At 75.7% G+C, this 21,995-nt stretch carries 25 protein-coding genes; 19 read left to right on the top strand and 6 right to left on the bottom strand.

What is annotated here, in order from left to right:
* Positions 1-58 precede the first annotated feature (58 nt).
* The 8 genes from AFE02nite_RS04810 (at position 59) to AFE02nite_RS04775 (ending at position 6,106) form a co-directional block, all read left to right on the top strand.
* Positions 59-733, top strand: a complete 675-nt coding sequence (locus AFE02nite_RS04810) for a hypothetical protein (protein WP_034245865.1) — start codon at positions 59-61, stop codon at positions 731-733.
* Between the two features lie 43 nt (positions 734-776).
* Positions 777-1,895: a histidinol-phosphate transaminase gene (locus AFE02nite_RS04805; protein WP_034245863.1), complete on the top strand. Its 1,119-nt coding sequence runs from the start codon at positions 777-779 to the stop codon at positions 1,893-1,895.
* 69 nt (positions 1,896-1,964) lie between these two features.
* Positions 1,965-2,567: a hypothetical protein gene (locus AFE02nite_RS04800; RefSeq protein ID WP_034245861.1), complete on the top strand. Its 603-nt coding sequence runs from the start codon at positions 1,965-1,967 to the stop codon at positions 2,565-2,567.
* A gap of 70 nt (positions 2,568-2,637) precedes the next feature.
* Complete coding sequence (hisB, locus tag AFE02nite_RS04795; RefSeq protein ID WP_034245858.1) at positions 2,638-3,237, top strand: imidazoleglycerol-phosphate dehydratase HisB; 600 nt, start codon at positions 2,638-2,640, stop codon at positions 3,235-3,237.
* A gap of 3 nt (positions 3,238-3,240) precedes the next feature.
* Positions 3,241-3,720, top strand: a complete 480-nt coding sequence (locus AFE02nite_RS04790; RefSeq protein WP_146819146.1) for a hypothetical protein — start codon at positions 3,241-3,243, stop codon at positions 3,718-3,720.
* A 42-nt stretch (positions 3,721-3,762) separates the two neighbouring features.
* Positions 3,763-4,398, top strand: a complete 636-nt coding sequence (gene hisH, locus AFE02nite_RS04785) for an imidazole glycerol phosphate synthase subunit HisH (RefSeq protein ID WP_034245856.1) — start codon at positions 3,763-3,765, stop codon at positions 4,396-4,398.
* A gap of 83 nt (positions 4,399-4,481) precedes the next feature.
* The gene (gene priA, locus AFE02nite_RS04780; RefSeq protein WP_034245854.1) at positions 4,482-5,210 is read left to right on the top strand and encodes a bifunctional 1-(5-phosphoribosyl)-5-((5-phosphoribosylamino)methylideneamino)imidazole-4-carboxamide isomerase/phosphoribosylanthranilate isomerase PriA; all 729 of its coding nucleotides are present in this window, start codon (positions 4,482-4,484) and stop codon (positions 5,208-5,210) included.
* Complete coding sequence (locus AFE02nite_RS04775; RefSeq protein ID WP_146819145.1) at positions 5,210-6,106, top strand: SseB family protein; 897 nt, start codon at positions 5,210-5,212, stop codon at positions 6,104-6,106. The genes priA and AFE02nite_RS04775 overlap by 1 nt, the downstream gene beginning before the upstream one ends.
* Here the strand turns inward: AFE02nite_RS04775 and AFE02nite_RS04770 are convergent.
* The 4 genes from AFE02nite_RS04770 to AFE02nite_RS04750 all read right to left on the bottom strand — a co-directional run bounded on the left by AFE02nite_RS04770 (position 6,033) and on the right by AFE02nite_RS04750 (position 8,792).
* On the bottom strand, positions 6,033-6,485 hold the full coding sequence (locus AFE02nite_RS04770; RefSeq protein ID WP_222594321.1) for a spore germination protein GerW family protein: 453 nt from the start codon (positions 6,483-6,485) through the stop codon (positions 6,033-6,035). The two genes, AFE02nite_RS04775 and AFE02nite_RS04770, sit on opposite strands and share 74 nt — an antisense overlap.
* A gap of 63 nt (positions 6,486-6,548) precedes the next feature.
* Positions 6,549-7,316 carry a S1C family serine protease gene (locus tag AFE02nite_RS04765; protein WP_052114052.1) on the bottom strand — a complete coding sequence of 256 codons (768 nt, stop codon included), beginning with the start codon at positions 7,314-7,316 and terminating at the stop codon, positions 6,549-6,551.
* Positions 7,313-8,347 (bottom strand): hypothetical protein, encoded by a 1,035-nt coding sequence (locus AFE02nite_RS17290; protein WP_052114051.1) that lies wholly within the window; start codon positions 8,345-8,347, stop codon positions 7,313-7,315. Before AFE02nite_RS17290 ends, AFE02nite_RS04765 begins: the two co-directional genes overlap by 4 nt.
* Before the next feature lie 67 nt (positions 8,348-8,414).
* Positions 8,415-8,792, bottom strand: coding sequence for a DUF1844 domain-containing protein (locus AFE02nite_RS04750; RefSeq protein WP_034248967.1), 378 nt, complete (start codon positions 8,790-8,792; stop codon positions 8,415-8,417).
* A 323-nt stretch (positions 8,793-9,115) separates the two neighbouring features.
* On the opposite strand from AFE02nite_RS04750, the gene infC reads away from it, so the two are divergent.
* The 4 genes from infC to AFE02nite_RS04730 all read left to right on the top strand — a co-directional run bounded on the left by infC (position 9,116) and on the right by AFE02nite_RS04730 (position 11,675).
* Entirely contained in the window at positions 9,116-10,078 is a 963-nt protein-coding gene (infC, locus tag AFE02nite_RS04745) for a translation initiation factor IF-3 (RefSeq protein ID WP_261765460.1), read from the top strand.
* Between the two features lie 69 nt (positions 10,079-10,147).
* On the top strand, positions 10,148-10,342 hold the full coding sequence (gene rpmI / locus AFE02nite_RS04740) for a 50S ribosomal protein L35 (RefSeq protein ID WP_034249358.1): 195 nt from the start codon (positions 10,148-10,150) through the stop codon (positions 10,340-10,342).
* Positions 10,343-10,400: 58 nt separating this feature from the next.
* Positions 10,401-10,790, top strand: coding sequence for a 50S ribosomal protein L20 (gene rplT / locus AFE02nite_RS04735; RefSeq protein WP_034249357.1), 390 nt, complete (start codon positions 10,401-10,403; stop codon positions 10,788-10,790).
* 12 nt (positions 10,791-10,802) lie between these two features.
* The gene (locus AFE02nite_RS04730; protein ID WP_261765458.1) at positions 10,803-11,675 is read left to right on the top strand and encodes a TrmH family RNA methyltransferase; all 873 of its coding nucleotides are present in this window, start codon (positions 10,803-10,805) and stop codon (positions 11,673-11,675) included.
* 45 nt (positions 11,676-11,720) lie between these two features.
* On the opposite strand, the gene AFE02nite_RS04725 is transcribed toward AFE02nite_RS04730, so the two are convergent.
* Positions 11,721-12,050 carry a PspC domain-containing protein gene (locus AFE02nite_RS04725; protein WP_146819142.1) on the bottom strand — a complete coding sequence of 110 codons (330 nt, stop codon included), beginning with the start codon at positions 12,048-12,050 and terminating at the stop codon, positions 11,721-11,723.
* A 204-nt stretch (positions 12,051-12,254) separates the two neighbouring features.
* Between AFE02nite_RS04725 and thpR the strand changes: the two genes are divergently transcribed.
* From thpR to pheT, 3 genes are all read left to right on the top strand, one after another.
* Positions 12,255-12,932 (top strand): RNA 2',3'-cyclic phosphodiesterase, encoded by a 678-nt coding sequence (thpR, locus tag AFE02nite_RS04720; protein WP_146819141.1) that lies wholly within the window; start codon positions 12,255-12,257, stop codon positions 12,930-12,932.
* Between the two features lie 186 nt (positions 12,933-13,118).
* Positions 13,119-14,210 carry a phenylalanine--tRNA ligase subunit alpha gene (gene pheS / locus AFE02nite_RS04715; protein ID WP_146819140.1) on the top strand — a complete coding sequence of 364 codons (1,092 nt, stop codon included), beginning with the start codon at positions 13,119-13,121 and terminating at the stop codon, positions 14,208-14,210.
* On the top strand, positions 14,211-16,775 hold the full coding sequence (pheT, locus tag AFE02nite_RS04710) for a phenylalanine--tRNA ligase subunit beta (RefSeq protein ID WP_146819139.1): 2,565 nt from the start codon (positions 14,211-14,213) through the stop codon (positions 16,773-16,775).
* Positions 16,776-16,863: 88 nt separating this feature from the next.
* On the opposite strand, the gene AFE02nite_RS04705 is transcribed toward pheT, so the two are convergent.
* Complete coding sequence (locus AFE02nite_RS04705; RefSeq protein WP_034248998.1) at positions 16,864-17,862, bottom strand: quinone oxidoreductase family protein; 999 nt, start codon at positions 17,860-17,862, stop codon at positions 16,864-16,866.
* Positions 17,863-17,982: 120 nt separating this feature from the next.
* On the opposite strand from AFE02nite_RS04705, the gene AFE02nite_RS04700 reads away from it, so the two are divergent.
* From AFE02nite_RS04700 to AFE02nite_RS04685, 4 genes are read left to right on the top strand one after another with little or no spacing between them, the layout of a single operon-like run.
* Positions 17,983-18,948: a siderophore-interacting protein gene (locus tag AFE02nite_RS04700; RefSeq protein ID WP_052114060.1), complete on the top strand. Its 966-nt coding sequence runs from the start codon at positions 17,983-17,985 to the stop codon at positions 18,946-18,948.
* Between the two features lie 43 nt (positions 18,949-18,991).
* Complete coding sequence (locus tag AFE02nite_RS04695; RefSeq protein ID WP_146819138.1) at positions 18,992-20,086, top strand: FecCD family ABC transporter permease; 1,095 nt, start codon at positions 18,992-18,994, stop codon at positions 20,084-20,086.
* Positions 20,083-21,159 carry a FecCD family ABC transporter permease gene (locus tag AFE02nite_RS04690; RefSeq protein ID WP_222594320.1) on the top strand — a complete coding sequence of 359 codons (1,077 nt, stop codon included), beginning with the start codon at positions 20,083-20,085 and terminating at the stop codon, positions 21,157-21,159. The genes AFE02nite_RS04695 and AFE02nite_RS04690 overlap by 4 nt, the downstream gene beginning before the upstream one ends.
* Complete coding sequence (locus AFE02nite_RS04685) at positions 21,156-21,980, top strand: ABC transporter ATP-binding protein (protein WP_034246547.1); 825 nt, start codon at positions 21,156-21,158, stop codon at positions 21,978-21,980. The genes AFE02nite_RS04690 and AFE02nite_RS04685 overlap by 4 nt, the downstream gene beginning before the upstream one ends.
* Positions 21,981-21,995 lie beyond the last annotated feature (15 nt).

The following is a 21,995-nucleotide window of genomic DNA, read 5'->3' as shown; positions in this document are numbered from 1 at the left end:
CGCCCCGTCCCCACCCACCCGGCGGGGAGACCTGTGTGCGCCGTCCTAGGATCTGGTCGTGCCCATCCTGGAGATCATCGGCTGGTCCGGTTCCGCGCTGCTCGTCATCTCGCTCCTGCAGACCCGGGTGATGCGTCTGCGGGTCCTCAACTCCGCCGCCTCGGCGGTCCTCGTGGGCTACAACGCCGCCCTCGGCGTCTGGCCGATGGTGGCGATGAACGTCGTGCTCGTCGCCATCAACCTCTCGGTGATCTGGCGAATGGTGCGTCAGCGGCACGACGCGCGGGCCTACGACGTCGTCCGGGTGGGCGTCGACGAGCCGTTCCTGGCCCGGCTGCTCGAGCGGCACGCGCGGGACATCGGCGCGTTCAACCCGGCGGCCGACACGCTGCTGACCCGCGCGGAGAACGCGTTCCTCGTCACGAGCGGCGACGAGGTGGTGGGCGTCGTGCTCTCCCACACGGGAGGGGCGCCGGACGAGCAGCAGGTCGTGCTCGACTACGTCCTGCCGCCGTACCGCGACTTCACGCCCGGGGAGTTCGTCTTCCGTGCCGACGGGCCGTTCGCGCAGATGGGCGCCCGCCGCGTCGTCGCGTCCCAGGCCATGACGGCGTCGGCCGCCTACCTCGCGGCGGTCGGCTTCCGGCCCGAGGGCGACCGCCAGGTGCTGCACCTCGCCGGGGCTGGGCCGACCGGGGCCACCGCCACGGAGCCCCGGGCGCCCGGCGCCTGAAACCCGGCGGCGTCGCCCGCCGCGCCGTCGCTACCATCGGCCCGTGCCTGCACCCACCGGCGCCGACGGCGCCCGACTTCCCCTGCGTGAGGACCTGCGCGGGCTCGAGCCGTACGGCGCGCCGCAGCTCGACGTCCCGGTGGTGCTCAACGTCAATGAGAACCCGTACCCGCCGTCGCCGGCCGTGGTCGAGGAGATCGCTGCCGCCGTCCGGACGGCCGCGGGCGGCCTCAACCGCTACCCGGACCGGGAGTTCGAGGCCCTGCGCGCCGACCTCGCCGCGTACCTGCTCGCGGAGTCGGGCGTCGCGCTCGACGTGCGCCAGGTGTGGGCCGCGAACGGCTCGAACGAGGTCATGCTGCACCTGCTGCAGGCGTTCGGCGGCCCGGGCCGCACGGCCGTGTCCTTCGCGCCGACGTACTCCATGTACCCCGAGTACGCGCGCGACACCGCCACGGCCTGGGTGGTGGGTCGGCGCGCCGAGGACTTCAGCCTGGACCCGGACCACGCCGCGGCGGTGATCGCCGAGCACCAGCCCTCGGTCGTCCTGCTCGCCAGCCCGAACAACCCGACGGGGACGGCGCTGCCGCGCGCCACGGTCGAGGTGGTCCTGGAAGCCGCGGACGCCGTCCCGGGCGGCTGCGTCGTCGTTGTCGACGAGGCGTACGGGGAGTTCCGCCGGGCGGGGACGCCGGCGGCCCTCGAGCTGCTGGCCGAGCACCCGAACCTTGCCGTCAGCCGCACGATGTCGAAGGCGTTCGGCATGGCCGGGGCCAGGATCGGCTACCTCGCCGCGGCCCCGGCGCTGGTCGACGCGCTGCGGGTCGTGCGCCTGCCCTACCACCTCTCGGCGGTGACGCAGGCCGTCGCGCGGGCCGCGCTCGCGCACGCCGGTGAGCTGATGGCGCAGGTCGCAGGGCTGCGCGAGGAGCGCGACGCGACCGTCGCGTGGCTGCGTGCGCAGGGCTGGCGGGTCGCCGACTCGGACGCGAACTTCGTGCTCTTCGGGCGCTTCGACGACCGGCACGCCGTCTGGCAGGGCCTGCTCGACCGCGGCGTGCTCATCCGCGAGGTCGGGCCGCCCGGGTGGCTCCGCGTGTCGATCGGTACGCCGGAGGAGATGGCGGCATTCCGGGAGGCCTTGCTCGCCGTCACCCGGTGAACGGGTGAAACCGGACGGCCCGGGCGGGAACCGCCCCGGCGACCGGCCTCTCGCCACTACGGTCCGGGCATGACCGTGGAGCAGACCACCGCCTTCCGCCCGACACCGGGCATCCTCGTCGCCAAGCCGCGCCGGGACCGCAAGCACCCGCGCCTCGGCGGGTACGTCCTGTATGGCCTCATCGCCCTGGGGGGCGTGGTCGCGGTCGTCTGGGAGGTCGCGACCGGCATGCAGTACGTCGTCCGCTTCTGGGGGGTGCTCGAGCTGCCGGCCGTCGTCATCTACGCGGTCGCGGTCCTCGCCGGCGTCGGCGGCCTGGTGGCCACCTGGCGCAAGCCGCTCGCGCCCTGGTACCAGCCGTGGTCGCTCGTGGAGTTCGCCGAGGAGCCGGGTGGCCTGCGTGTGCTCGCGGGCCGCAACGGCGTCGAGGGCTTCCTCGTCAGGCCGGGCGAGGTGCTGCGAGTCGACGTCGAGGGGCGTCGGCAGGGCAGCGCCAAGGTCTACGAGCTGATCGTCTCGGCCTCGACCGGCGAGCACCGGATGACCGTCGGGTCGCGCCTGCACACGCTCACGATGACGCCGTTGGTCGAGGCCGCCCGGGCGCACGGCATCGACGTCGTCCGGTACGGCGACGCCGGGGAGATCGAGCACCCCGAGCCCCGGGAGGGGTGAGGCGTCCGCACGTGGCCCCGCCCGGACGTGAGAGAGTACGGCCGGTCCCACCTGCGAGGAGGATGAGCGCATGAGCCGCATCGGACGCGTGCAGCGCACGACGTCGGAGTCCGACGTCCTCGTCGAGCTCGACCTCGACGGCTCGGGGCGCACCGAGATCGCCACGGGCGTGCCTTTCTACGACCACATGCTCACCGCGCTGGGCAAGCACTCGCTCATGAACCTGACGGTCCGGGCCAGCGGCGACACGCACATCGACGCGCACCACACCGTCGAGGACGTCGCGATCTGCCTGGGCCAGGCGCTGCGGCAGGCGCTCGGCGACAAGGCCGGCATCTCCCGGTTCGGTGACGCGCTCGTCCCGCTCGACGAGGCACTCGCGCAGGCGGTCGTCGACGTCTCGGGTCGTCCTTACCTGGTGCACCGGGGCGAGCCGGCAGGCCAGGAGTACCACCTCATCGGCGGGCACTTCACCGGCTCGCTGACGCGGCACGTGCTCGAGTCGATCGCGCACCACGCCGGGATCTGCATCCACATGCGCGTGCTGTCCGGTCGCGACCCGCACCACATCGTGGAGGCCCAGTTCAAGGCGCTCGCGCGGGCGCTGCGGGCCGCCGTGGAGCCGGACCCGCGGGTGCAGGGCATCCCCTCCACCAAGGGCGCGCTGTAGCCCATGGGTGAGCTTCCCGCCGCCGCGGTCGTGCTGACCCAGGTCGCGGTGCCCGAGGCCCTCGCGGCCGCGTGCGCGCTGCAGAAGCTCGCGGTGGACGCGGTGCCCACGCCCATCGGCACCCTGGCCTGGTGCCGGGACACGAGCGACGGGGCGCCGACGGTCGTCGCGCGCGCGGTCTCGGCCCTCCTGCCCGCGGTCCCGGTCCTCCTGCTCACCCAGCGTGACGGGCAGATCTCCGCCAGCCGCTGGAGCGGGGGCGCGGAGGGCGAGCAGCTGTCGCCGGGCCTGGTGCTCGACGGCGCACCGGCGGTGGTCGAGCAGCTGCTGCTGGGGCAGGTGTCCGCGGCCGACCAGCCCGGCGTCGTCACCAGTGCCGGGATGTCGCGGTGGCGCGCGACCAGGACGCTCGCTGCCGTCTCCCGCTCGACGCGGAGAGCGGCCCGGGGCACGGGTCGCGCCACCGACGGCCCCTCGGCCTGAGACGTCGCGAGATCGGCCTGGATCGATCGTTACCCTGACCGGGTGAGCTCACCCCACGTCGTCGTCCTCGACTACGGCTTCGGCAACGTCCGCTCCGCCGTGCGTGCGCTCGAGCGCGCCGGTGCCGTCGTGGAGCTCACGGCTGACCACGACGCCGCGGAGAAGGCCGACGGCCTGGTGGTGCCCGGCGTCGGCGCATTCGCGGCCGTGATGGCCGGCCTGCGCGCCGTGCGCGGGGACCAGGTGATCGACCGCCGGCTGGCGGGTGGGCGACCCGTCCTGGGCATCTGCGTCGGCATGCAGGTGATGTTCGAGGCCGGCGTCGAGCACGGGGTGCGCGCGGAGGGCCTGGGGGAGTGGCCCGGGGTGGTCGACCGCCTCGAGGCTCCCGTCGTGCCGCACATGGGCTGGTCGACGATCGAGGCGCCGACAGGCAGCGTGCTCTTCGACGGCCTGGCGGACGAGCGCTTCTACTTCGTGCACTCCTACGCGGCGCGGTCGTTCCCCGAGCTCGGCGGGGGCCGGTTCCACCCGCCGCTCGTGACCTGGTCGCAGCACGGCGGGCCGTTCGTCGCCGCGGTGGAGAACGGGCCCCTGGCCGCGACGCAGTTCCACCCGGAGAAGTCGGGCGACGCCGGCGCCCAGCTGCTGCGCAACTGGCTCCGCACGCTCGGCTAGCCTGCGCAGCGTCCGCAGACCGCCGTCCGATCCCCGTGTCCGGGACCGGCCCCACCCCGACCGTCGCGAGAGAAGGAAGCCCCATGTCCCGTCTGGTCCTGCTGCCCGCCGTCGACGTCGCGGCCGGCCAGGCCGTGCGCCTCGTCCAGGGCGAGGCCGGCTCCGAGACCTCCTACGGCAGCCCGCTGCAGGCCGCGCTGGACTGGCAGGCCGGTGGCGCCGAGTGGATCCACCTCGTGGACCTGGACGCCGCCTTCGGCCGCGGGTCGAACGCCGAGCTCCTCGCCGAGGTCGTCGGCGCGCTGGACGTGCAGGTCGAGATGTCGGGCGGGATCCGCGACGACGCGTCGCTCGAGCGTGCCCTGGCGAGCGGCGCGACCCGGGTCAACCTGGGAACCGCGGCGCTGGAGGACCCGGAGTGGACGGCGTCGGCCATCGCGCGGTTCGGCGACGCGATCGCCGTGGGCCTGGACGTGCGCGGCACCACGCTCGCCGCGCGCGGCTGGACGCGCGAGGGCGGCGACCTGTGGGAGGTCCTGGCCCGGCTCGACGCCGCCGGCTGCGCCCGGTACGTCGTCACGGACGTGACGAAGGACGGCACGCTGCGCGGTCCGAACCTCGACCTGCTCCGCGAGGTGTGCGCGCGCACGCAGGCGCCGGTGGTGGCCTCAGGCGGGATCTCGTCGCTGGACGACCTCGCGGCGCTGCGCGAGCTGGTGCCGCTCGGGGTCGAGGCCGCGATCGTCGGGAAGGCCCTGTACGCCGGCGCGTTCACGCTGCCGCAGGCGCTGGACGTCGCCGGGCGGCCATAGTGCCCGGTCGCGAGCTCCCACCGACGTCGCGCTTCGCCGCCGACGACGGCGCCCCCGACCCGGCGCTGGCGGCCGCCCTCGCGCGACGCGCCGCCGGCCAGGGGTCGCTCGAGGACGTCGTGGCCGCGCTCGCCCGCGCCCGCGTCCTGGTGCCGGTCCTCGCCGTCGAGCACGAGGACGGCCCCGAGCACGAGGACGGCGCCGAGCGTGAGGTCCCCACGGCCGGACCCGGTGCCGCCGACGCGTGCCGGACCGGTGACGTCGCGGAGTCGCGCCACGCGTCCGCGGGCGTCGTCGCGGTCGCAGCGCCCGACGGGCGGACCGCCCTCCCGGTCTTCACGTCGGTGGCGGCGCTGGCGGCGTGGCACCCGACGGCGCGGCCGATGCCCGCCGAAGGCCCCCGGGCGGCCGCCGCCGCCCTCGGCGAGGGGTGGGACCTGATGGTCGTGGACCCCGGGGGTGGCGCGCCCGCAGTGATCCCACGGCCGGCGGTGCACGCGCTCGCCGGGGGCACGCCCTGGCAGCCGGCGGTCCGCGCCGGCGCCGTCGTCCCGACGGTGCGCGAGGCCGTCCGGCGCGCAGCGGAGGGCCCGGGCGTCCTGGCCGTCGACGTCGTGCCGGGGCGGCGCGCCGAGGTCGGTGTCGTGCTGACGCTCGCCCCCGGGCTGTCCCGGTCCGGGCTGGCGCGCACCCTGGACGAGGTGGGCGCCCGGCTCGCCGGCGACGGCGAGGTCACCGCCGCCGTCGACTCCCTCGAGCTGCGCCCGGTCGCCGCGACGGACGACGCCGACGCCGACGCCGACGCGCCCGCGGCGAGCGGTGTCAGCGATGCCGTCGCCGCAGCGCCCGCGCCAACGCGAGGACGGCGATGGCGCCGAGCACCTGGCCGCCGATGACGGCTCGGTTGAGGTCGAAGGCCGGCTCCCAGTGCACGTCGCCGCCCTTGACGACGTAGACGCCCACCGGCGTCACCCCGACGCCCAGCCCGCCGCCGCCACCTGAGCCGGAGCGCGCCGCCGCGTCGCCCTCGTCGACGGTGCCGTCGCCGCCGCCGAAACCCGTGCCGCCGCAGACCCGGGCGACCGGGATCAGGGTCACGCCGTCCCGCTCGATCGGATCGCCGAAGGCGCGCCTGACGTGGATGAGGCGGCGGGCAGCCTGGAGGGGACGCGTCATGTAGGCGCCGAAGGGTGCCGTGCCGGAGGTGGTGCCGGACGTGGTGCCGGACGTGGTGCCGGAGGGTGTCGCCTCGGGCGACCGGGGGGCGGAGTCCATGCCCTCATCCTGCTCCTGCGGCGCCGTGACGGGCGCCCCCGATGACGATCGACTCGCGAGCGGTCAGGGCTGCTGGCAGGGCGCAGTCGGCGTGAACGCCGTCGTGTCCGCGAGGACCGCCGTCAGCGTGCTCACCGGCACGATGTACGACTGGCCGGAGGCACTCTTGGCGTAGACCACGCCGACGACGCGCCCCTGGGCGTCGAGCACGGCGGAGCCCGAGCTTCCCGGCTCCACGGGGGCGTCGGTGACCAGCACCTCGCCGAGGTTCGCGTTGATCGGGTCCGTCGTGACGCCGATGACCTGCCCCTGCGTCACCGTGAGGGACCCGCCCTGCGGGTACCCGACGACGGTCACGACGTCGCCGCGCACCGGGTCCGACTCGGCCAGCTCGGGGTAGGACGGCAGGTCGGCCGCGGTGCGCACGAGCGCAAGGTCCGCGATGGTCGCCGTGCTCGCCGCCGTGACGTCGATGTCGCGCCCGTCGTACGTCGACACCTGGAGCTCCGCAGAGTCGGCCACTACGTGCTTGTTGGTGATGAGCGTGGTGGCGTCGATCGCGAAGCCGGAGCCCGTCGAGAGCGAGCCGCAGCCCACGTTGCGGATCCGGACGGCCATCCGCTGCACCGCGTCGAAGCCGTCGGGGGTGAGGCCGGTCGGCCGCTCGACGGGCGGCTCCGCCGGGACGAAGGTGGTCTGCGGCGCGGGTGGCCGGGAGGGGAAGTCCGAGCAGCCCGCCAGAGGTGCGACGAGGACGACGACGAGTGTCGCGACCAGCGCTCGCCCCCGGCCCGGGCGCGCGGGGACCACCGCCGGTGCCCGTCGCGTCATTGCGCGAGGGCGAGCTGGAGCCCGATGTTGGCCTCGCTCGCCTCCTGGCAGAGGGCCTCGACCTGGGTCTCGAAGGCGGCCAGCTGCGCGGGGTCGTAGGGCGGTGTGCTCGGGCCCGGCTGAGCCTGCTGCTCGAGGTAGCCGATGAGCTCCTGCTGGCCCTGGACGCACTGGTCGAGGGCGAGGGCGACGTTCCCTGCCGCCTCGCTGATGCGTTGCTGGTAGTCCACGAGCTGCTGGGTCAGCTCCCAGTCGTCGAGCGCCTGGTTCTTCTCGTCGGCGAGCTCCACGATCCGGGCGTGCGCGGTGGACAGCTGTGCCCGGACCGCCTCGAGCTCGGCCTGGGACCCGGCCAGCTGGTTGCGGGTGGTGGCGAGGTCGTCGCCGAGGTCGCCCGCGGTGCGCTGGTAGCTGCCGGCCCGGTCGCGCCACTCGGTCGCGCTGATCCACAGGTAGCCCGACAACCCGGCCAGGGCGGCGACGAGCGCGACCGCCGTGACCGCCCCGACCTTCCGTGCCGTCGGCACGCGGTCGACGGTGCTGGGCTCTGCCGCGACGCGCCCGTCGTCGTCGGCGGGGTCGTCGCCGGGGGAGGAGGCGGACGACGACGCCGCGGCGCGCTCGTCGGCGTCCGTCGCCACGCCGGTGCCCGCGCCTGCCGACGACGGCCGTCCGCTCCCGGGACCGCCGCGCGCCACCGCGCTGCGGCGCTGCACCGTCGTCGTTCGCGGCGCATCGCTCACCGAGGGCTCCGGCGGGGAGTCCTCCACCAGGTGCGGTGCGGAGAGCGTGACGTTGTAGATGATCGCCGTCTCGGTCGCCGCGTCCGGTGGGAGCGGCTCCTCGAGCAGGTGGGCGTGCGCCGAGGCGTCCAGGCGGTCGGGGGCGACGTCGTCGGCCCGGTCCGGGTGGGGGGTGACGACGGCCGCCCGGTCGGTGCCCTCGTCCGTGTCGGAGTCGGGCGCCGCAGGCACGGGCGTAGCCAGGCTCTTGGGCGCGTCGCCGGTCACGGCCCCCCGCGGCTCGTTCACGTCGTCAGGATAGGCGCGTCGCCCAGCGGCGCGCCCGGCGCGCGACGGCCGAGGCCGGACGTGCGGGTCAGCTCACCGGGCCGGTGAGCGCCTCGCCCGGGCCCTCACCCGGCGCGTCGGGGTAGGGCGACGCCTCCCGGAAGGCCAGCTGGAGCGACCGCAGGCCGTCGCGCAGGGCACGCGCGTGCTGGTTGCCGATCTCGGGCGCCGCGGCGACCACCAGGCCGGCGAGGGCGGTGATGAGCCGACGCGCCTCGTCGAGGTCCGTCAGGTCGGCGCCCTTGGCCTCCGCGGTGTCCGGGGCCAGCCCGCACTTGACCGCCGCGGCGCTCATGAGGTGGACGGCGGCGGTGGTGATCACCTCGACGGCGGGAACCTCGGCGATGTCGCGCGCGGCGACGGCGGCGTCGGCGCCCTCGTCGGTGGGCAGGGTGGCGTCGGTCATGGGCCGATCCTGCCAGGCCCGGCGTCGGGCGGGCCTGGTGCTATCCTGGTGCGCGACCGACCGGTGGGTCCGCCCACCGGTGCACAAGCGGAGTCCATCCCACCCACGCCGACTGTCCCGTTCGTCGGGGCGACAGGTCCCGGGTCCGGTCCGAACGGCCGACGGTACGCGATGCGCACCGGGAGGCCGGTACCTGCACGTGCAGGTGCGTTCGGAGGCCTTCGCTGTGAACGACAGCGAGGGCCTTTCTCGTTGTCGGCGGCCCGAGACGCGACGACGAGGAGTCCCACATCAGCGAGCCACGCATCAACGAGCGGATCCGCGTGCCCGAGGTCCGCCTGGTCGGCCCCAACGGCGAGCAGGTCGGCATCGTTCGCGTCGAGGACGCCCTGCGCCTGGCGCAGGAGGCGGACCTGGACCTGGTCGAGGTGGCGCCCGACGCCCGCCCGCCGGTCTGCAAGCTCATGGACTACGGCAAGTTCAAGTACGAGGCCGACATGAAGGCCCGTGAGGCCCGGCGAAACCAGGCCAACACGGTCCTCAAGGAGATCCGGTTCCGGCTGAAGATCGACCCGCACGACTACGGCACCAAGAAGGGCCACGTCGAGCGGTTCCTCAAGGCCGGCGACAAGGTCAAGGTCATGATCATGTTCCGCGGTCGCGAGCAGTCGCGCCCGGAGATGGGTCTGCGCCTCCTGCAGCGCCTCGCCGACGACGTCGCCGAGCTCGGCTTCGTCGAGAGCGCGCCGCGTCAGGACGGCCGCAACATGATCATGGTGCTCGGTCCGACGATGAAGAAGAAGTCGGAGGCGCGCCAGCAGGCGAAGAAGCAGCGCGACGCGCAGGACGAGCGGCCCGTGGACGAGGCCTCCGCCCCGGCTCCGGCCGACGACGAGACCGCACCCGCGGTTCCCGTCGAGGCGCCCGCGGCCGCGCCGGTGGCCGACGCGCCCGTCGAGGCTCCCGCGGCGGAGGCACCGGTGCAGGCGACCGCTCCGGCGGCACCGCGCCGTCCCGCCGCCACGCCCGACCCGGCGGTCGCCCCGGAGCCCGCTGCGGCAGCACCTGAGCGGGCACCCGCGCCGAAGCCCGAAGCCGCGCCGAAGCCGGCGGCTGCGGCCAAGCCGGCAGCCGCGCCCAAGCCGGCTGCGGAGGCGAAGCCCGCAGCTGCGCCCAAGCCGGCGGCCACGCCGAAGCCCATGCCGCCCAAGCCCAGTGCGCCGAAGCCCGCTGCCCCGGCCGCCAAGCCGCGGGCCACGAAGCCGAAGCCGCCAGCCGAGTCCTGACGATCGGCCCCCGACCCCATCCGCCGCCCCGTCGCCCCACCCGGGCGACCGACGAGAAGAGAGCACACAGTGCCGAAGAACAAGACGCACAGCGGTGCGAAGAAGCGGTTCCGGATCACCGGGACCGGCAAGGTCATGCGCGAGCAGGCGAACGCCCGCCACCTGTTCGAGCACAAGTCGAGCCGGCGTACCCGCCGTCTGGCGACCGACCAGGTCCTGTCCAAGCCGGACACCCGCACCGTCAAGAAGCTGCTCGGCAAGTGACGTCTCGGCGCGCCCAGCGCGCCGGTCGCACGAGCCCCGAAACCCCAAGGAGCATCACGTGGCACGCGTGAAGCGGGCGGTCAACGCCCAGAAGAAGCGCCGGACGACCCTCGAGCGGGCCGCCGGCTACCGTGGCCAGCGGTCGCGGCTGTACCGCAAGGCCAAGGAGCAGGTCACCCACTCGCTCGTCTACGCCTACCGCGACCGCAAGGCGCGCAAGGGCGACTTCCGCAAGCTGTGGATCCAGCGGATCAACGCGGCGGCCCGTGAGAACGGCATGACCTACAACCGCTTCATCCAGGGCCTGAAGATCGCGGGCATCGGCGTCGACCGCCGTGTGCTCGCCGACCTCGCGGTCAACGACCCGGGTGCCTTCGCCAAGCTCGTCGAGCTGGCCCGCGAGGCGCTGCCCGAGGACGTCAACGCTGCCGGTACCCCCGCGGCCTGACGCGCCCTGGTCGTGACGCACGACGTGGACGCCCGGACGACGCCCGAGCTGACCAACCCCCGCGCTGAGCGGGTGCGGTCGGTCCGGGCGCTGTCCGGGCGTCCTGTGCGTTCCCGCCAGGGCCGGTTCCTCGTCGAGGGGCCCCAGGCCGTCCGTGAGCTCGTCCGCTTCGAGGCGGGCCGCGTGCGCGAGCTGTACCTGTCGCCGGAGACCGCCGTCCGCCATCCCGAGCTGGCGGACGAGGCGGCCGCGGCCGGGCTCCGCGTGCGCTACGGCACCGTCGAGGTGCTCGAGGCGATGAGCCCGGACGGGCAGGGTGTCGTCGCGGTCGCCGACCGGCTGGGCGGTGCGCCGGCGGACGTCGCGGTCGCCGGTCCCCGGCTCGTGGCTGTGCTCTCCCACGTGCGGGACCCGGGGAACGCCGGGACCGTGATCCGCTCGGCCGACGCCGCAGGCGCGGACGCCGTCGTGCTGACGGAGGCGAGCGTCGACCTGCACAACCCGAAGACCGTGCGCGCGAGCGCCGGGTCGTTGTTCCACCTGCCGGTGGTCCGCGGCGGGGACCTGGCGGACGTCCTCGCGCCGCTGCGGGAGGCCGGCCTGACGGTCCTGGCGGCCGACGGCGCGGGCGAGTGGGACCTGGACGACCTGCTCGACGCCGCCGGACCGGGCGGTGGCCGCCACTCCGGGATGCCCGACCTGGGGCGGCCGACGGCCTGGCTCTTCGGCAACGAGGCCTGGGGCCTGCCACCGCAGGACCGTGAGCTGGCGGACGCCGTGGTCCGGGTGCCGATCCATGGCCACGCGGAGTCGCTCAACCTGGCGACCGCGGCGGCCGTCTGCCTGTACGCGAGCGCCCGGGCTCAGCGCAGGGGTGGGAGCTGAGCCCGGGCGCGGCCGGCCCGCTGCCGGCGTCGACCGTCGTGCGCCTCAGGCGGCCGACGGGCTGGGCGGGTCCGGCGGCTGCGGGGCGTTCGCGGCGGGGGCCTGGTACCCCGGTGCCGGCATGAACGCGGTCTGGCCCGGGTAGCCGTACGGGTACGGCGGCCTCGTCTCCGAGGGCATGAGGATCCACAGGATCGGGTAGATGAGCAGCTGGCTGCCCGGCAGGACCATCAGCACCAGCACGAACAGCAGCCGCGCCGGCCACGGGTCGATGCCGAAGCGGCGGCCGAGGCCGGCGCAGACGCCGCCCAGCAGCCTCCCGTCCAGGGGACGCACCAGACCGTCGCGGGTCATGCTCTCGTGGAGCGTGGACATCGAAGCTCTCTCCTTCGTCGGTGTGTGCCTCCAGCCTGGTCCCGAGCCGCGTCGAGCGGTATCGGTGAGTCGCCGGATCCAGCCCCGAACGGACCCGGAGGCGACCCGGAGCGCGCGTGGCTCTCGCCCTGAGGACGCGGCGCCCCAGAGCACCCGGAGGGGCCCTGGGGTCCGCCGCGGCGTGGCTGCGGCATCCTGGACGGCATGCGCCTGTTCGCTGCGGTCCGCCCGCCGGACGCCGCCCTGGAGCACCTCGAGGGCGCGCTGAGCTCCGTCCGCGGAGGATCCGCCGCCCGGGCCCGGGCCGGTCAGGGTGGTCTGCGCTGGACCGCGCCGGCCGACCGGCACGTCACGCTGGCCTTCTACGGCGAGGTGCCGGAGGGCTACCTGGAGGACCTGGCGGCCGGTCTGGACGCCGTCGCGGGCGAGGCCGAGCCCTTCGAGGCGTCGCTCGCCGGCGCGGGCGTGTTCGACCGGCGGACGCTCTGGGTCGGGTGCACCGGCTCGGGGTGGCCGGGGCTCATGGCGGCGGCCGGAGCCGTCGGCGCCGAGGTCGCCGGCCGCCCGGCGGACGGGCGCAACCGGCCACACCTGACCGTGGCGCGGGCCCGCGCGGCCTCCGGTCGGCGGGACGGGCGTCGGGCCGGTGCGCCGGACCGGCGCCGCGCGCTCGGAGCGGGCCGGGTCCCGGCTCCTGGGGCGAGGCAGGCCGACGGGGCCGTCGACCCGGCCGAGCTCGCGCACGCCCTCGCCCTCTACCGCGGACCGGTGTGGACGGTGCGCGAGGTGGTGCTCGTGGCGTCCCGGCTCGGCGCCGGCCCCGGCGGCGGTCCCGCGCACGACGTCGTGCACCGGTCGACGATCGGCACTGTGGCAGGATGAGACGCGTGCGCAGGACTGATCGCCGATTTAGCGGGCCCGCAGGCGGGCCGCGCGGCTGACCGCGCACGGGTGCCGGGAACGGCGATCCGAGGGCCCACTGCGGGCAGCGACCTCAGCTCCTCACTGCAGCCCCTCGCACGCCCCTGAGCGCGCGCCGACCGCGCGCCCGTCCGAAGAAGGCACCTCATGTCCGACACCTTGTCCCCGCTCGACGCCGCGGGCGTCCGGGCGGCCGTCGACGACGCGCTCGCGGCGGCCGCCGCAGCGAGCGACCTCGACTCCCTGAAGGCGGTCCGCCTGGCGTACGCCGGCGACCGCAGCCCGCTGGCCCTGGCCAACCGCGCCATCGGGAGCCTCGCCCCGTCCGACAAGGGCGCCGCGGGGCGGCTCGTCGGCCCGGCGCGTGCCGAGGTGAACGCCGCCCTGGCCGCCCGGCAGGCCGAGCTCGAGGCGGAGCGCGACGCGCGGGTCCTCGTGGACGAGGCCGTCGACGTCACGCTCCCGGTCGAGCGCGCGCTCCCCGGCGCCCGGCACCCGCTGGAGACCCTCGCCGAGAAGATGTGCGACGTCTTCGTGGCGATGGGCTGGGAGGTCGCCGAGGGCCCCGAGGTCGAGACCGAGTGGCACAACTTCGACGCGCTGAACTTCGACCCGGACCACCCGGCACGGCAGATGCAGGACACGTTCTTCGTGGCCCCCGCCGACTCCGCGCTGGTCCTGCGCACGCACACGTCGCCCGTGCAGGCCCGCGCGATGCTCGAGCGGTCGGCGGCCCTGCTGACCGAGGGACGCGGGATCTACGTCGTGTGCCCGGGCAAGACGTTCCGCACGGACGAGCTCGACGCGACGCACACCCCGGTGTTCCACCAGATCGAGGGCCTGGCGATCGACAAGGGCCTCACGATGGCGAACCTCAAGGGGACGCTCGACCACTTCGCGCGGGCGATGTTCGGGCCCGACGCCGTCACGCGCCTGCGGCCCTCGTACTTCCCGTTCACGGAGCCGAGCGCCGAGATGGACCTGCGCTGCTTCGTGTGCGGCGGGGCCGACACGGCGTGCCGCACGTGCTCGGGCACGGGGTGGATCGAGTGGGGCGGTTGCGGCATGACGCATCCGAACGTCATCCGTGCGGCGGGCATCGACCCCGACGTCTACACGGGGTTCGCGTTCGGCATGGGCGTCGAGCGCACGCTGATGTTCCGTCACGCGGTCAAGGACATGCGGGACATGGTCGAGGGTGACGTGCGGTTCAGCCGCCAGTTCGGGATGGAGCTCTAGATGGTCCGGGTACCGCTCACGTGGCTCGCGGAGTCGGTGGACCTCGTCCCCGGCTCGTCCGCGGAGGACGTCGCCGCCGCGCTCGTGCGCGTCGGTCTCGAGGAGGAGGGGATCCACGGCTCGCAGATCACCGGGCCCCTCGTCGTCGGGCGCGTGCTCACCCTGGCCAAGGAGGAGCACAAGAACGGCAAGACCATCAGCTGGTGCCGTGTCGACGTCGGGCCGGAGCACAACGAGCCCGCCGACGGCGACGTGCCCGCGGGGCGGGGGATCGTCTGCGGCGCGCACAACTTCGAGGCGGGCGACTGGGTGGTCGTCGCGCTGCCGGGCGCCGTCCTGCCCGGGCCGTTCCCCATCACGGCGCGCAAGACGTACGGGCACGTCTCCGACGGCATGATCTGCTCGGCCCGCGAGCTCGACCTCGGCGACGACCACTCCGGGATCATCGTGCTCACGCGCTACGAGCTGACCGCGGACGAGCTCACCCCCGGCCAGGACGCCATCGAGCTCCTGGGCCTCGGCGAGCGGACGCTCGAGGTGAACGTCACGCCCGACCGCGGCTACTGCTTCTCGGTGCGCGGCGTCGCGCGCGAGTACGCGCACGCGACCGGGCAGCCGTTCCGCGACCCTGCCCTGGCGGTCTCGCCGCCCGCGGCGACCGACGGCGGGTTCGCCGTGGAGGTGGCCGACGACGCCCCCATCCGGGGTGCGGTGGGCTGCGACCGGTTCGTGGCCCGCATCGTGCGCGGGGTGGACGCCACCGCCGAGAGCCCGGCGTGGCTGAAGCGCCGGCTGACCCAGGCCGGCATGCGGCCGATCTCCCTCGCGGTCGACGTGACCAACTACGTGATGCTCGAGCTCGGCCAGCCGCTGCACGCGTACGACCTGGCGACCCTCGCCGGGCCGATCGTCGTGCGGCGCGCCCGGCCGGGGGAGCGCCTGGTCACGCTCGACGACGCCGACCGCGCGCTCGACCCCGAGGACCTGCTCATCACCGACTCGCCGGACGGCGTGCGCGGCGGGCGGGTCATCGGCCTCGCGGGCGTCATGGGTGGGGCGAGCACCGAGGTGTCGGCGACGACCGTCGACGTGCTGCTCGAGGGCGCGCACTTCGACCCGATCTCGATCGCGCGCACCGCGCGGCGTCACAAGCTCGGCTCGGAGGCGTCGCGCCGGTTCGAGCGCGGTGTGGACCCGCAGCTGCCGCCCCGCGCGGTGCAGCGGGCGATCGACCTGCTCGTCCAGCTCGGCGGAGGCACCGTCGACCGCGAGGCGACCGACGTCGTCGCGCTGCCGGTGGTCGAGCCGATCCGGATGGCGGCGTCCTTCCCGGCCCGGATCGTGGGGATGGCCTTCGGCGCCGCGGAGGTGCGGGGCGCGCTGACGACCATCGGCTGCGCGGTGGCGGGAGACGACGACGAGCTCGTCGTGACCCCCCCGACGTGGCGCCCGGACCTGCGCTCGCCCATCGACCTGGTGGAGGAGGTCGCGCGCCTGCACGGGTACGCCCAGATGCCGTCGGTGCTGCCCACGGCGGGTTCCGGGCGCGGGCTCACGCACGCGCAGCGGACGCGCCGGTCGGTCGCGCGGGCGCTGGCCGAGCGCGGCTTCACCGAGGTCCTCACCTACCCGTTCGTCGCCCCCGAGCGCTTGGGCACCCTGGGCGCGGCCGACGACGAGCCGCTCGGCGCCGGGAACGCGGTCCGCCTGGCCAACCCGCTGAGCGACGCGCACCCGCTGCTGCGCACGTCCGTCCTGGCGAGCCTCGTCGACGCCGCCCGGACGAACCTCGGCCGTGGCCTGGCGGACCTGGCGATCTTCGAGGTGGGCCGCGCGTACCGCGCCGACGGCAGTGGCGCCGCGCCGCGGCCCGGCGTCACGGCGCGGCCGTCGGACGTCGAGCTGAAGGAGCTCGACGCGGCGCTGCCCAGCCAGCCCCGGCACGTGGCCGGTCTGTGCGCCGGCGCGCGCGTCCCCGCGAGCTGGCAGGGGCCGGCGCAGCCGTTCACGTGGTCCGACGCCGTGGCGGCGGCGCTGCTGGTGGCGCGGACCGCCGGCGCCGACGTCCAGGTGCGGGCCGCGGACGCCGCGCCCTGGCACCCGGGCCGGTGCGCGGCGCTCGTCCTGCCCGACGGCGTCGTCGTCGGGCACGCGGGCGAGCTGCACCCGCGTGTGCTCGGTGCGCTCGAGCTGCCCGCGCGGACGTGCGCGTTCGAGGTGGACCTCGACGCGCTCGTCGCCGCGGGGGAGGGGCGGCTGGTCGAGGCCGCGCCGGTCTCGGGTCAGCCGCTGGCCAAGGAGGACCTGGCGTTCGTCGTCGCGGAGGACGTCGCCGCGGGCGCGATCGTCGCGACGGCACGGAGCGCGGCCGGCGAGCTGCTCGAGGACGTGCACGTCTTCGACGTGTACCGGGGCGAGCAGGTCGGGCAGGGCCGCAAGTCGGTCGCCATCACCGTGCGTCTGCGGGCGACCGACCGGACGCTCACCGCCGAGGACATCGCGGGGGTCCGGGCGGCGGTCGTGGCCGCCGTCGGCGCCGAGCACGGCGGGACCCTGCGCGCGTAGTCGTGCGACGCGACACGGCCCGGGCGCGTGCAGCGCCCGGGCCGTCGTGGTGCCGTCGTCGTGCCGGCGCCCGGCCGGGGTCGGCCGGCTAGGCCTGGCCGTCCGGGACGATGAGCACCTTCCCCGTCGTGGCGCGGCCCTCGAGCGCCCGGTGGGCGTCGGCGGCCCCGCCCAGCGGGAAGCGCGCGCCGACGCGGACGTCGAGGGTGCCGGCCAGCACGGCGTCGAAGAGCTCGCTCGCCCGCCACTGCAGCTCGTCGCGCGTGGCGGTGTAGTGGCGGATGGTGGGCCGCGACAGGAACAGCGACCCGTGGCTCTCCAGCCGCATCGGGTCGAACGGGGGAACTGCTCCGGAGGATCCCCCGAACAGGGCCAGGGCCCCGCGTGGCCGCAGCGAGGCCAGGGAGGCGTCGAAGGTCGAGGCGCCGACGCCGTCGTACACCGTGTGCACGCCGTGCCCGCCGGTGAGCTCGCGGACCGCGGCCGGGAGCTCGGACGTCAGGTCGCGCATCCGGTCGTAGCGGATCACCTCGGCGGCGCCGGCCGCACGCGACAGGGCCTCCTTCTCTTCGGTCGACACCGTGGTGATGACCCGGGCACCCGCTGTCACGGCGAGCTGGGTCAGCAGCAGCCCGACGCCGCCGGCGCCGGCGTGCACCAGCACGTCCTGGCCGGGCTGCACCGGGAACGTGGACCGGACCAGGTAGTGCGCGGTGATGCCCTGGAGCAGCAGCGCGGCCGCGGTGTCCGGGGCGACGCCGTCGGGCACCGGCACGACCTGCTCGGCAAGGACCCGGGCGCGCTCCGCGTACGAGCCCTCCGAGCCCGCCACCCACGCGACCGCGTCGCCGACCGCGACCGAGGACACGTCGGACCCCACGGCCACCACGGTCCCGGCCCCCTCCGACCCGACGACGTGCGGGAACGGCACGGGGTACCGACCCGACCGTCGGTAGGTGTCGATGAAGTTCACGCCCGCGGCGGCGACCTCGACGATCACCTGCTCGGGTTCGGGGGAGGGGTCGGGGAGGTCGACGACGGCGAGCACCTCGGGCCCGCCCGGACGGGTTGCCTGGACGACGCGCATGCCCCGATCCTGCACCCGCGGGCCGCAGGTGTGCCTCCGCCGGCGCCGAGACCGGGCGGGGCGAGAGGTGTGGTCCGGCTCACGTCGCGCCGGACGGCACCACATCGCTACAGTTAGGTAATGCTTACCTCACTTGGAGACGGGCCGGCGATCCGCGACGTGGTCCGCACGGACCGCGCCGCCTACCGGCCGTTCCGGGTGACCGTCACCCGGACGCAGCGGGTGTGCCCGTCGTTCCTGCGGGTCACGCTGGCCGGCCCCGACCTCGACCTCTTCGGGCGGGACGGCCTCGACCAGCGCGTGAAGATCGTGTTCCCGCTGCCGGACGGCAGCCTGTGCGACCTCGACGCCCCCGAGGTGGTCGAGGACGGCACCTGGTACGAGCGCTGGCGCGCGCTCCCGGAGGCCCGCCGCAACCCGTTCCGCACCTACACGGTGCGTCGCGTCCGCCACGCGGCGCGTGAGCTCGACATCGATCTGGTCGTGCACGGTGGCACGGGCCCGGCGGCCCGGTGGCTCGAGGCGGTCCGCCCGGGGGACGAGGTCGTCGTCATCGGGCCCGACGCGCGGAGCATCCACAGCCACATCGGCATCGACTTCCGGCCCGGTCCGGCCCGCCGCCTGCTGCTGGCCGGCGACGAGACCGCCGCGCCGGCCATCTGCGCCATCCTCGAGGCCCTGCCCGAGGATCGCGCGGCCCAGGCGTTCATCGAGGTCCCCGATCCCGACGACCGGTTCGCCCTCGACCTGCCGCCCACGGCGCGGGTCGACTGGCTCCCACGCTCCGGTGCGCCCGTCGGCGCGCGCCTGGTTCCGGCCGTGACCGCCTGGGCACAGGACGCGGGCGACCTCCTGCAGGCCGCCGCCGCCCCCGCGCCCCAGCCGTTCGCCGACGTCGACGTCGACCGCGAGCTGCTCTGGGAGTCGCCCGCGGCGCCGCCGGACGAGGCCTTCTACGCCTGGCTCGCGGGGGAGGCCGGCGTCATCAAGGACCTGCGCCGTCTGCTGGTCCGCGGGCACGGCGTGGACCGCTCGCGCGTCGCGTTCATGGGGTACTGGCGCCTCGGGCGCGCCGAGCTCTCGTAGCCGTGGTCGCGTTCGATGATCCGCGTTCGATGACCGCCGTCCGATGACCGGCGTCGCCGACCCGGCGGTCGACCGCGACCCGCCCGGGGGCGGGGCGGCGCCGTCGTCCGCGCCGTCCGCTGCCGCCAGCCGCACCCGCGCCCGACGTCGTCGCGCGGCCTGGCTGGTCGTCGCGCTCGCCCTGCTGGCGGTCGCGGTGCTCGCGAGCCTCGCGCTCGGCGCGCGCTCCATCGATCCGGCCCAGGTGCTTGCCGCGCTCCTCGACCCGGACCCGGCGCTCGCCGACCACACGGTGGTGCGCTCGCTGCGCGTCCCGCGGACGCTGATCGGGCTCCTCGCGGGCGCGGCGTTCGCCGTCGCCGGGGCGCTCATGCAGAGCCTCACACGCAACCCGCTCGCCGACCCGGGCCTGCTGGGCGTCAACGCGGGGGCCTCGCTGGCGGTCGTCCTCGCGGTCACCCTCGTCGGCGTGGCGACGCCGGCCGGCTACGTCTGGTTCGCGCTCGGCGGGGCAGCGCTCGCCGCCGCGCTGGTGCACGTGATCGGCTCCGCCGGGCGACAGGGCGCCGCGCCGACGGCCCTCGCGCTCGCGGGTGCCGCGATGACCGCCGGCCTGACCTCCGTGATCACGGTCGTGGTCGTGCGGGACCAGGAGGCGTTCGCGGCGTACCGGTTCTGGGTCGTGGGCTCGCTCGCCGCGCGGGGTGCCGACGCACTCGTGACGCTCGCCCCGTTCCTCGCCGTCGGCGCGGTCGCGGCCGTCACCTCGACGCGGGCGCTCGACCTGCTCGCCCTCGGCGACGACGTCGCCCGCGGCCTGGGGCAGCGGGTGCGGCTCGGGCGGACCCTGGTCCTCTCGGCCGTCGTGCTGCTCGCCGGCTCCGCGACGGCGCTCGCCGGCCCGATCGTCTTCGTCGGGCTCGTCGTGCCGCACCTGGTGCGCCGCGTGGCCGGCGGGAGCCACGCCTGGCTCATCGGGCTCGCCGCGCCGGTCGGTGCCGTCCTGCTGCTCGCGGCCGACGTCGTCGGGCGACTGGTCGCGCGGCCCGGCGAGCTCGAGGCCGGGCTGGTCGTGGCGTTCCTCGGCGCCCCGGCGATGATCGCCCTCGTCCAGCGCGCCCGGGTGGTCCGGCTGTGACCGCCGTGGCGACCGCCGGCGCACCGGCCACGGCGCCGCACCCGCGCCCCCACGACGAGGGCGCGACGCTCGTCCGCGCGGGACGTCGCCGCCGCGCGCGCCGGGCTCGGGTGGTCACGCTGGTGGCACTCGCGGCAGTGGTAGCCCTGGTGCTGGTGAGCCTGGCGCTCGGCACCTACGCCGTGTCCCCGGCCGAGGCGTGGGCCGTCGTCACGGGCCAGGGCGCGCCGCTGGACCGGACCATCCTGCTCGAGCTGCGCCTGCCCCGGGCGCTGCTGGCCGTCGTCGTCGGGGTCGCGTTCGCGCTCGCCGGCGGCATCTTCCAGACCGTGTTCGCGAACCCGCTCGCGAGCCCCGACCTGCTGGGCGTCACCGGGGGCGCGACGGTGGCGGCCGTCTGGGTCCTGCTCGTCCTCGGGGTGACCGGTCCGCTCGTCGGCGCCGCGGCCTTCGCGGGTGCGGCGGTCGTGGCCGGCGGCCTGCTCGTCCTGACGCGCGGGCGCGACCTGACCGGGCACCGGTTCGTGCTGACCGGCGTCGGGGTCGCGTTCATGGCCTCGGGTGCGGTCGGGTACCTGCTGAGCCGGGCGCAGGTCCAGGCGGCGCAGTCGGCGCTCGTGTGGACGGCCGGCAGCCTGGGCGCCGCCCGTTGGGACGAGGTCGCGCTCGTCGCGGGTTCGCTCGCTCTCGCGGTCCCGGCGCTGGTCGCGGCGTCGCGCCCGCTGCGCGCGATCCAGCTCGGCCCGCTCGCCGCGACCGGGCTGGGGGTCCGGGTGGAGCGCACCCGGGCCGGCCTGCTCGCGGTCGCCGTCGTCCTCGTGGCGGGCGCGACGGCCGTCGTCGGCCCACTGGGCTTCGTCGCGCTCTGCGCCCCGCCGCTCGCCCGGCGGCTGGTGCGCACGGGCGCGCCCGCGCTGCCGGCCGTGGGCGCGGTCGGCGCCGTGCTCGTGCTCGCGGCCGACCTGATCGCCCAGCACGCCATCCCCGGCGTCACCCTGCCGACGGGCGTCGTCACCGGCGCCGTCGGGGCCCCCTACCTGCTCTGGCTGCTCGCTCGAGGAGTGCGCTCATGACCAGCGGACCGACCCATCGCGCCCCGTCCCTGCAGGCGCGCGACCTGCGCGCCGGCTACGCGGGCCGCGTCGTCGTCGACGGGCTGGACCTGGCCGTCCCGCGGCGCGCCGTCACGGTGGTGGTGGGTGCGAACGCGTGCGGCAAGTCCACGCTGCTCAAGACCCTGGCCCGGGCGCTGCGCCCGCTCGGCGGGACGGTGCTGCTCGACGGGTCGGACGTCGCAGGCGTGCCGTCACGCGCGTTCGCCAGGTCCGTCGGCATGCTGCCGCAGGACCCCGTGGCGCCGGACGGCCTGAGCGTCGCCGACCTCGTCGGCCGCGGCCGGCACCCGCACCACGGCTGGCTCGACCGCTGGACCGCCCACGACGACGAGGTGGTCGCCCAGGCGCTGGCCGCCACCGGGACCACGGAGCTCGCCGACCGGCACGTCGACGAGCTGTCCGGCGGCCAGCGGCAGCGGGTGTGGATCGCGATGGCCCTCGCGCAGGACCCCGACGTGCTCCTCCTGGACGAGCCGACGACGTTCCTCGACCTCACCCACCAGCTCGAGGTGCTCGACCTGCTCCGGGACCTCAACCGGGAGCGGGGGACCACGATCGTGATGGTGCTGCACGACCTGAACCTCGCGGCGCGTTATGCGGACCACCTCGTCGTCATGGCCGACGGCGCAGTGCTGGCCGAGGGTGCGCCGTCGCAGGTCATCACGGCGCAGGTGCTGCGCGACGCGTTCCGGCTCGAGGCGGTCGTCGTCCCGGACCCGGTGACGGGCGGACCGATGATCGTGCCGGGCCGACCTTCCGCTAAGGTAAGCCTTACCTAAGTAAGCCGCCGGGCG

This window comes from Actinotalea fermentans (assembly GCF_007991475.1).
Classification (GTDB): Bacteria; Actinomycetota; Actinomycetes; order Actinomycetales; family Cellulomonadaceae; genus Actinotalea; species Actinotalea fermentans.
This window is presented reverse-complemented; position numbering and strand designations above follow the sequence as displayed.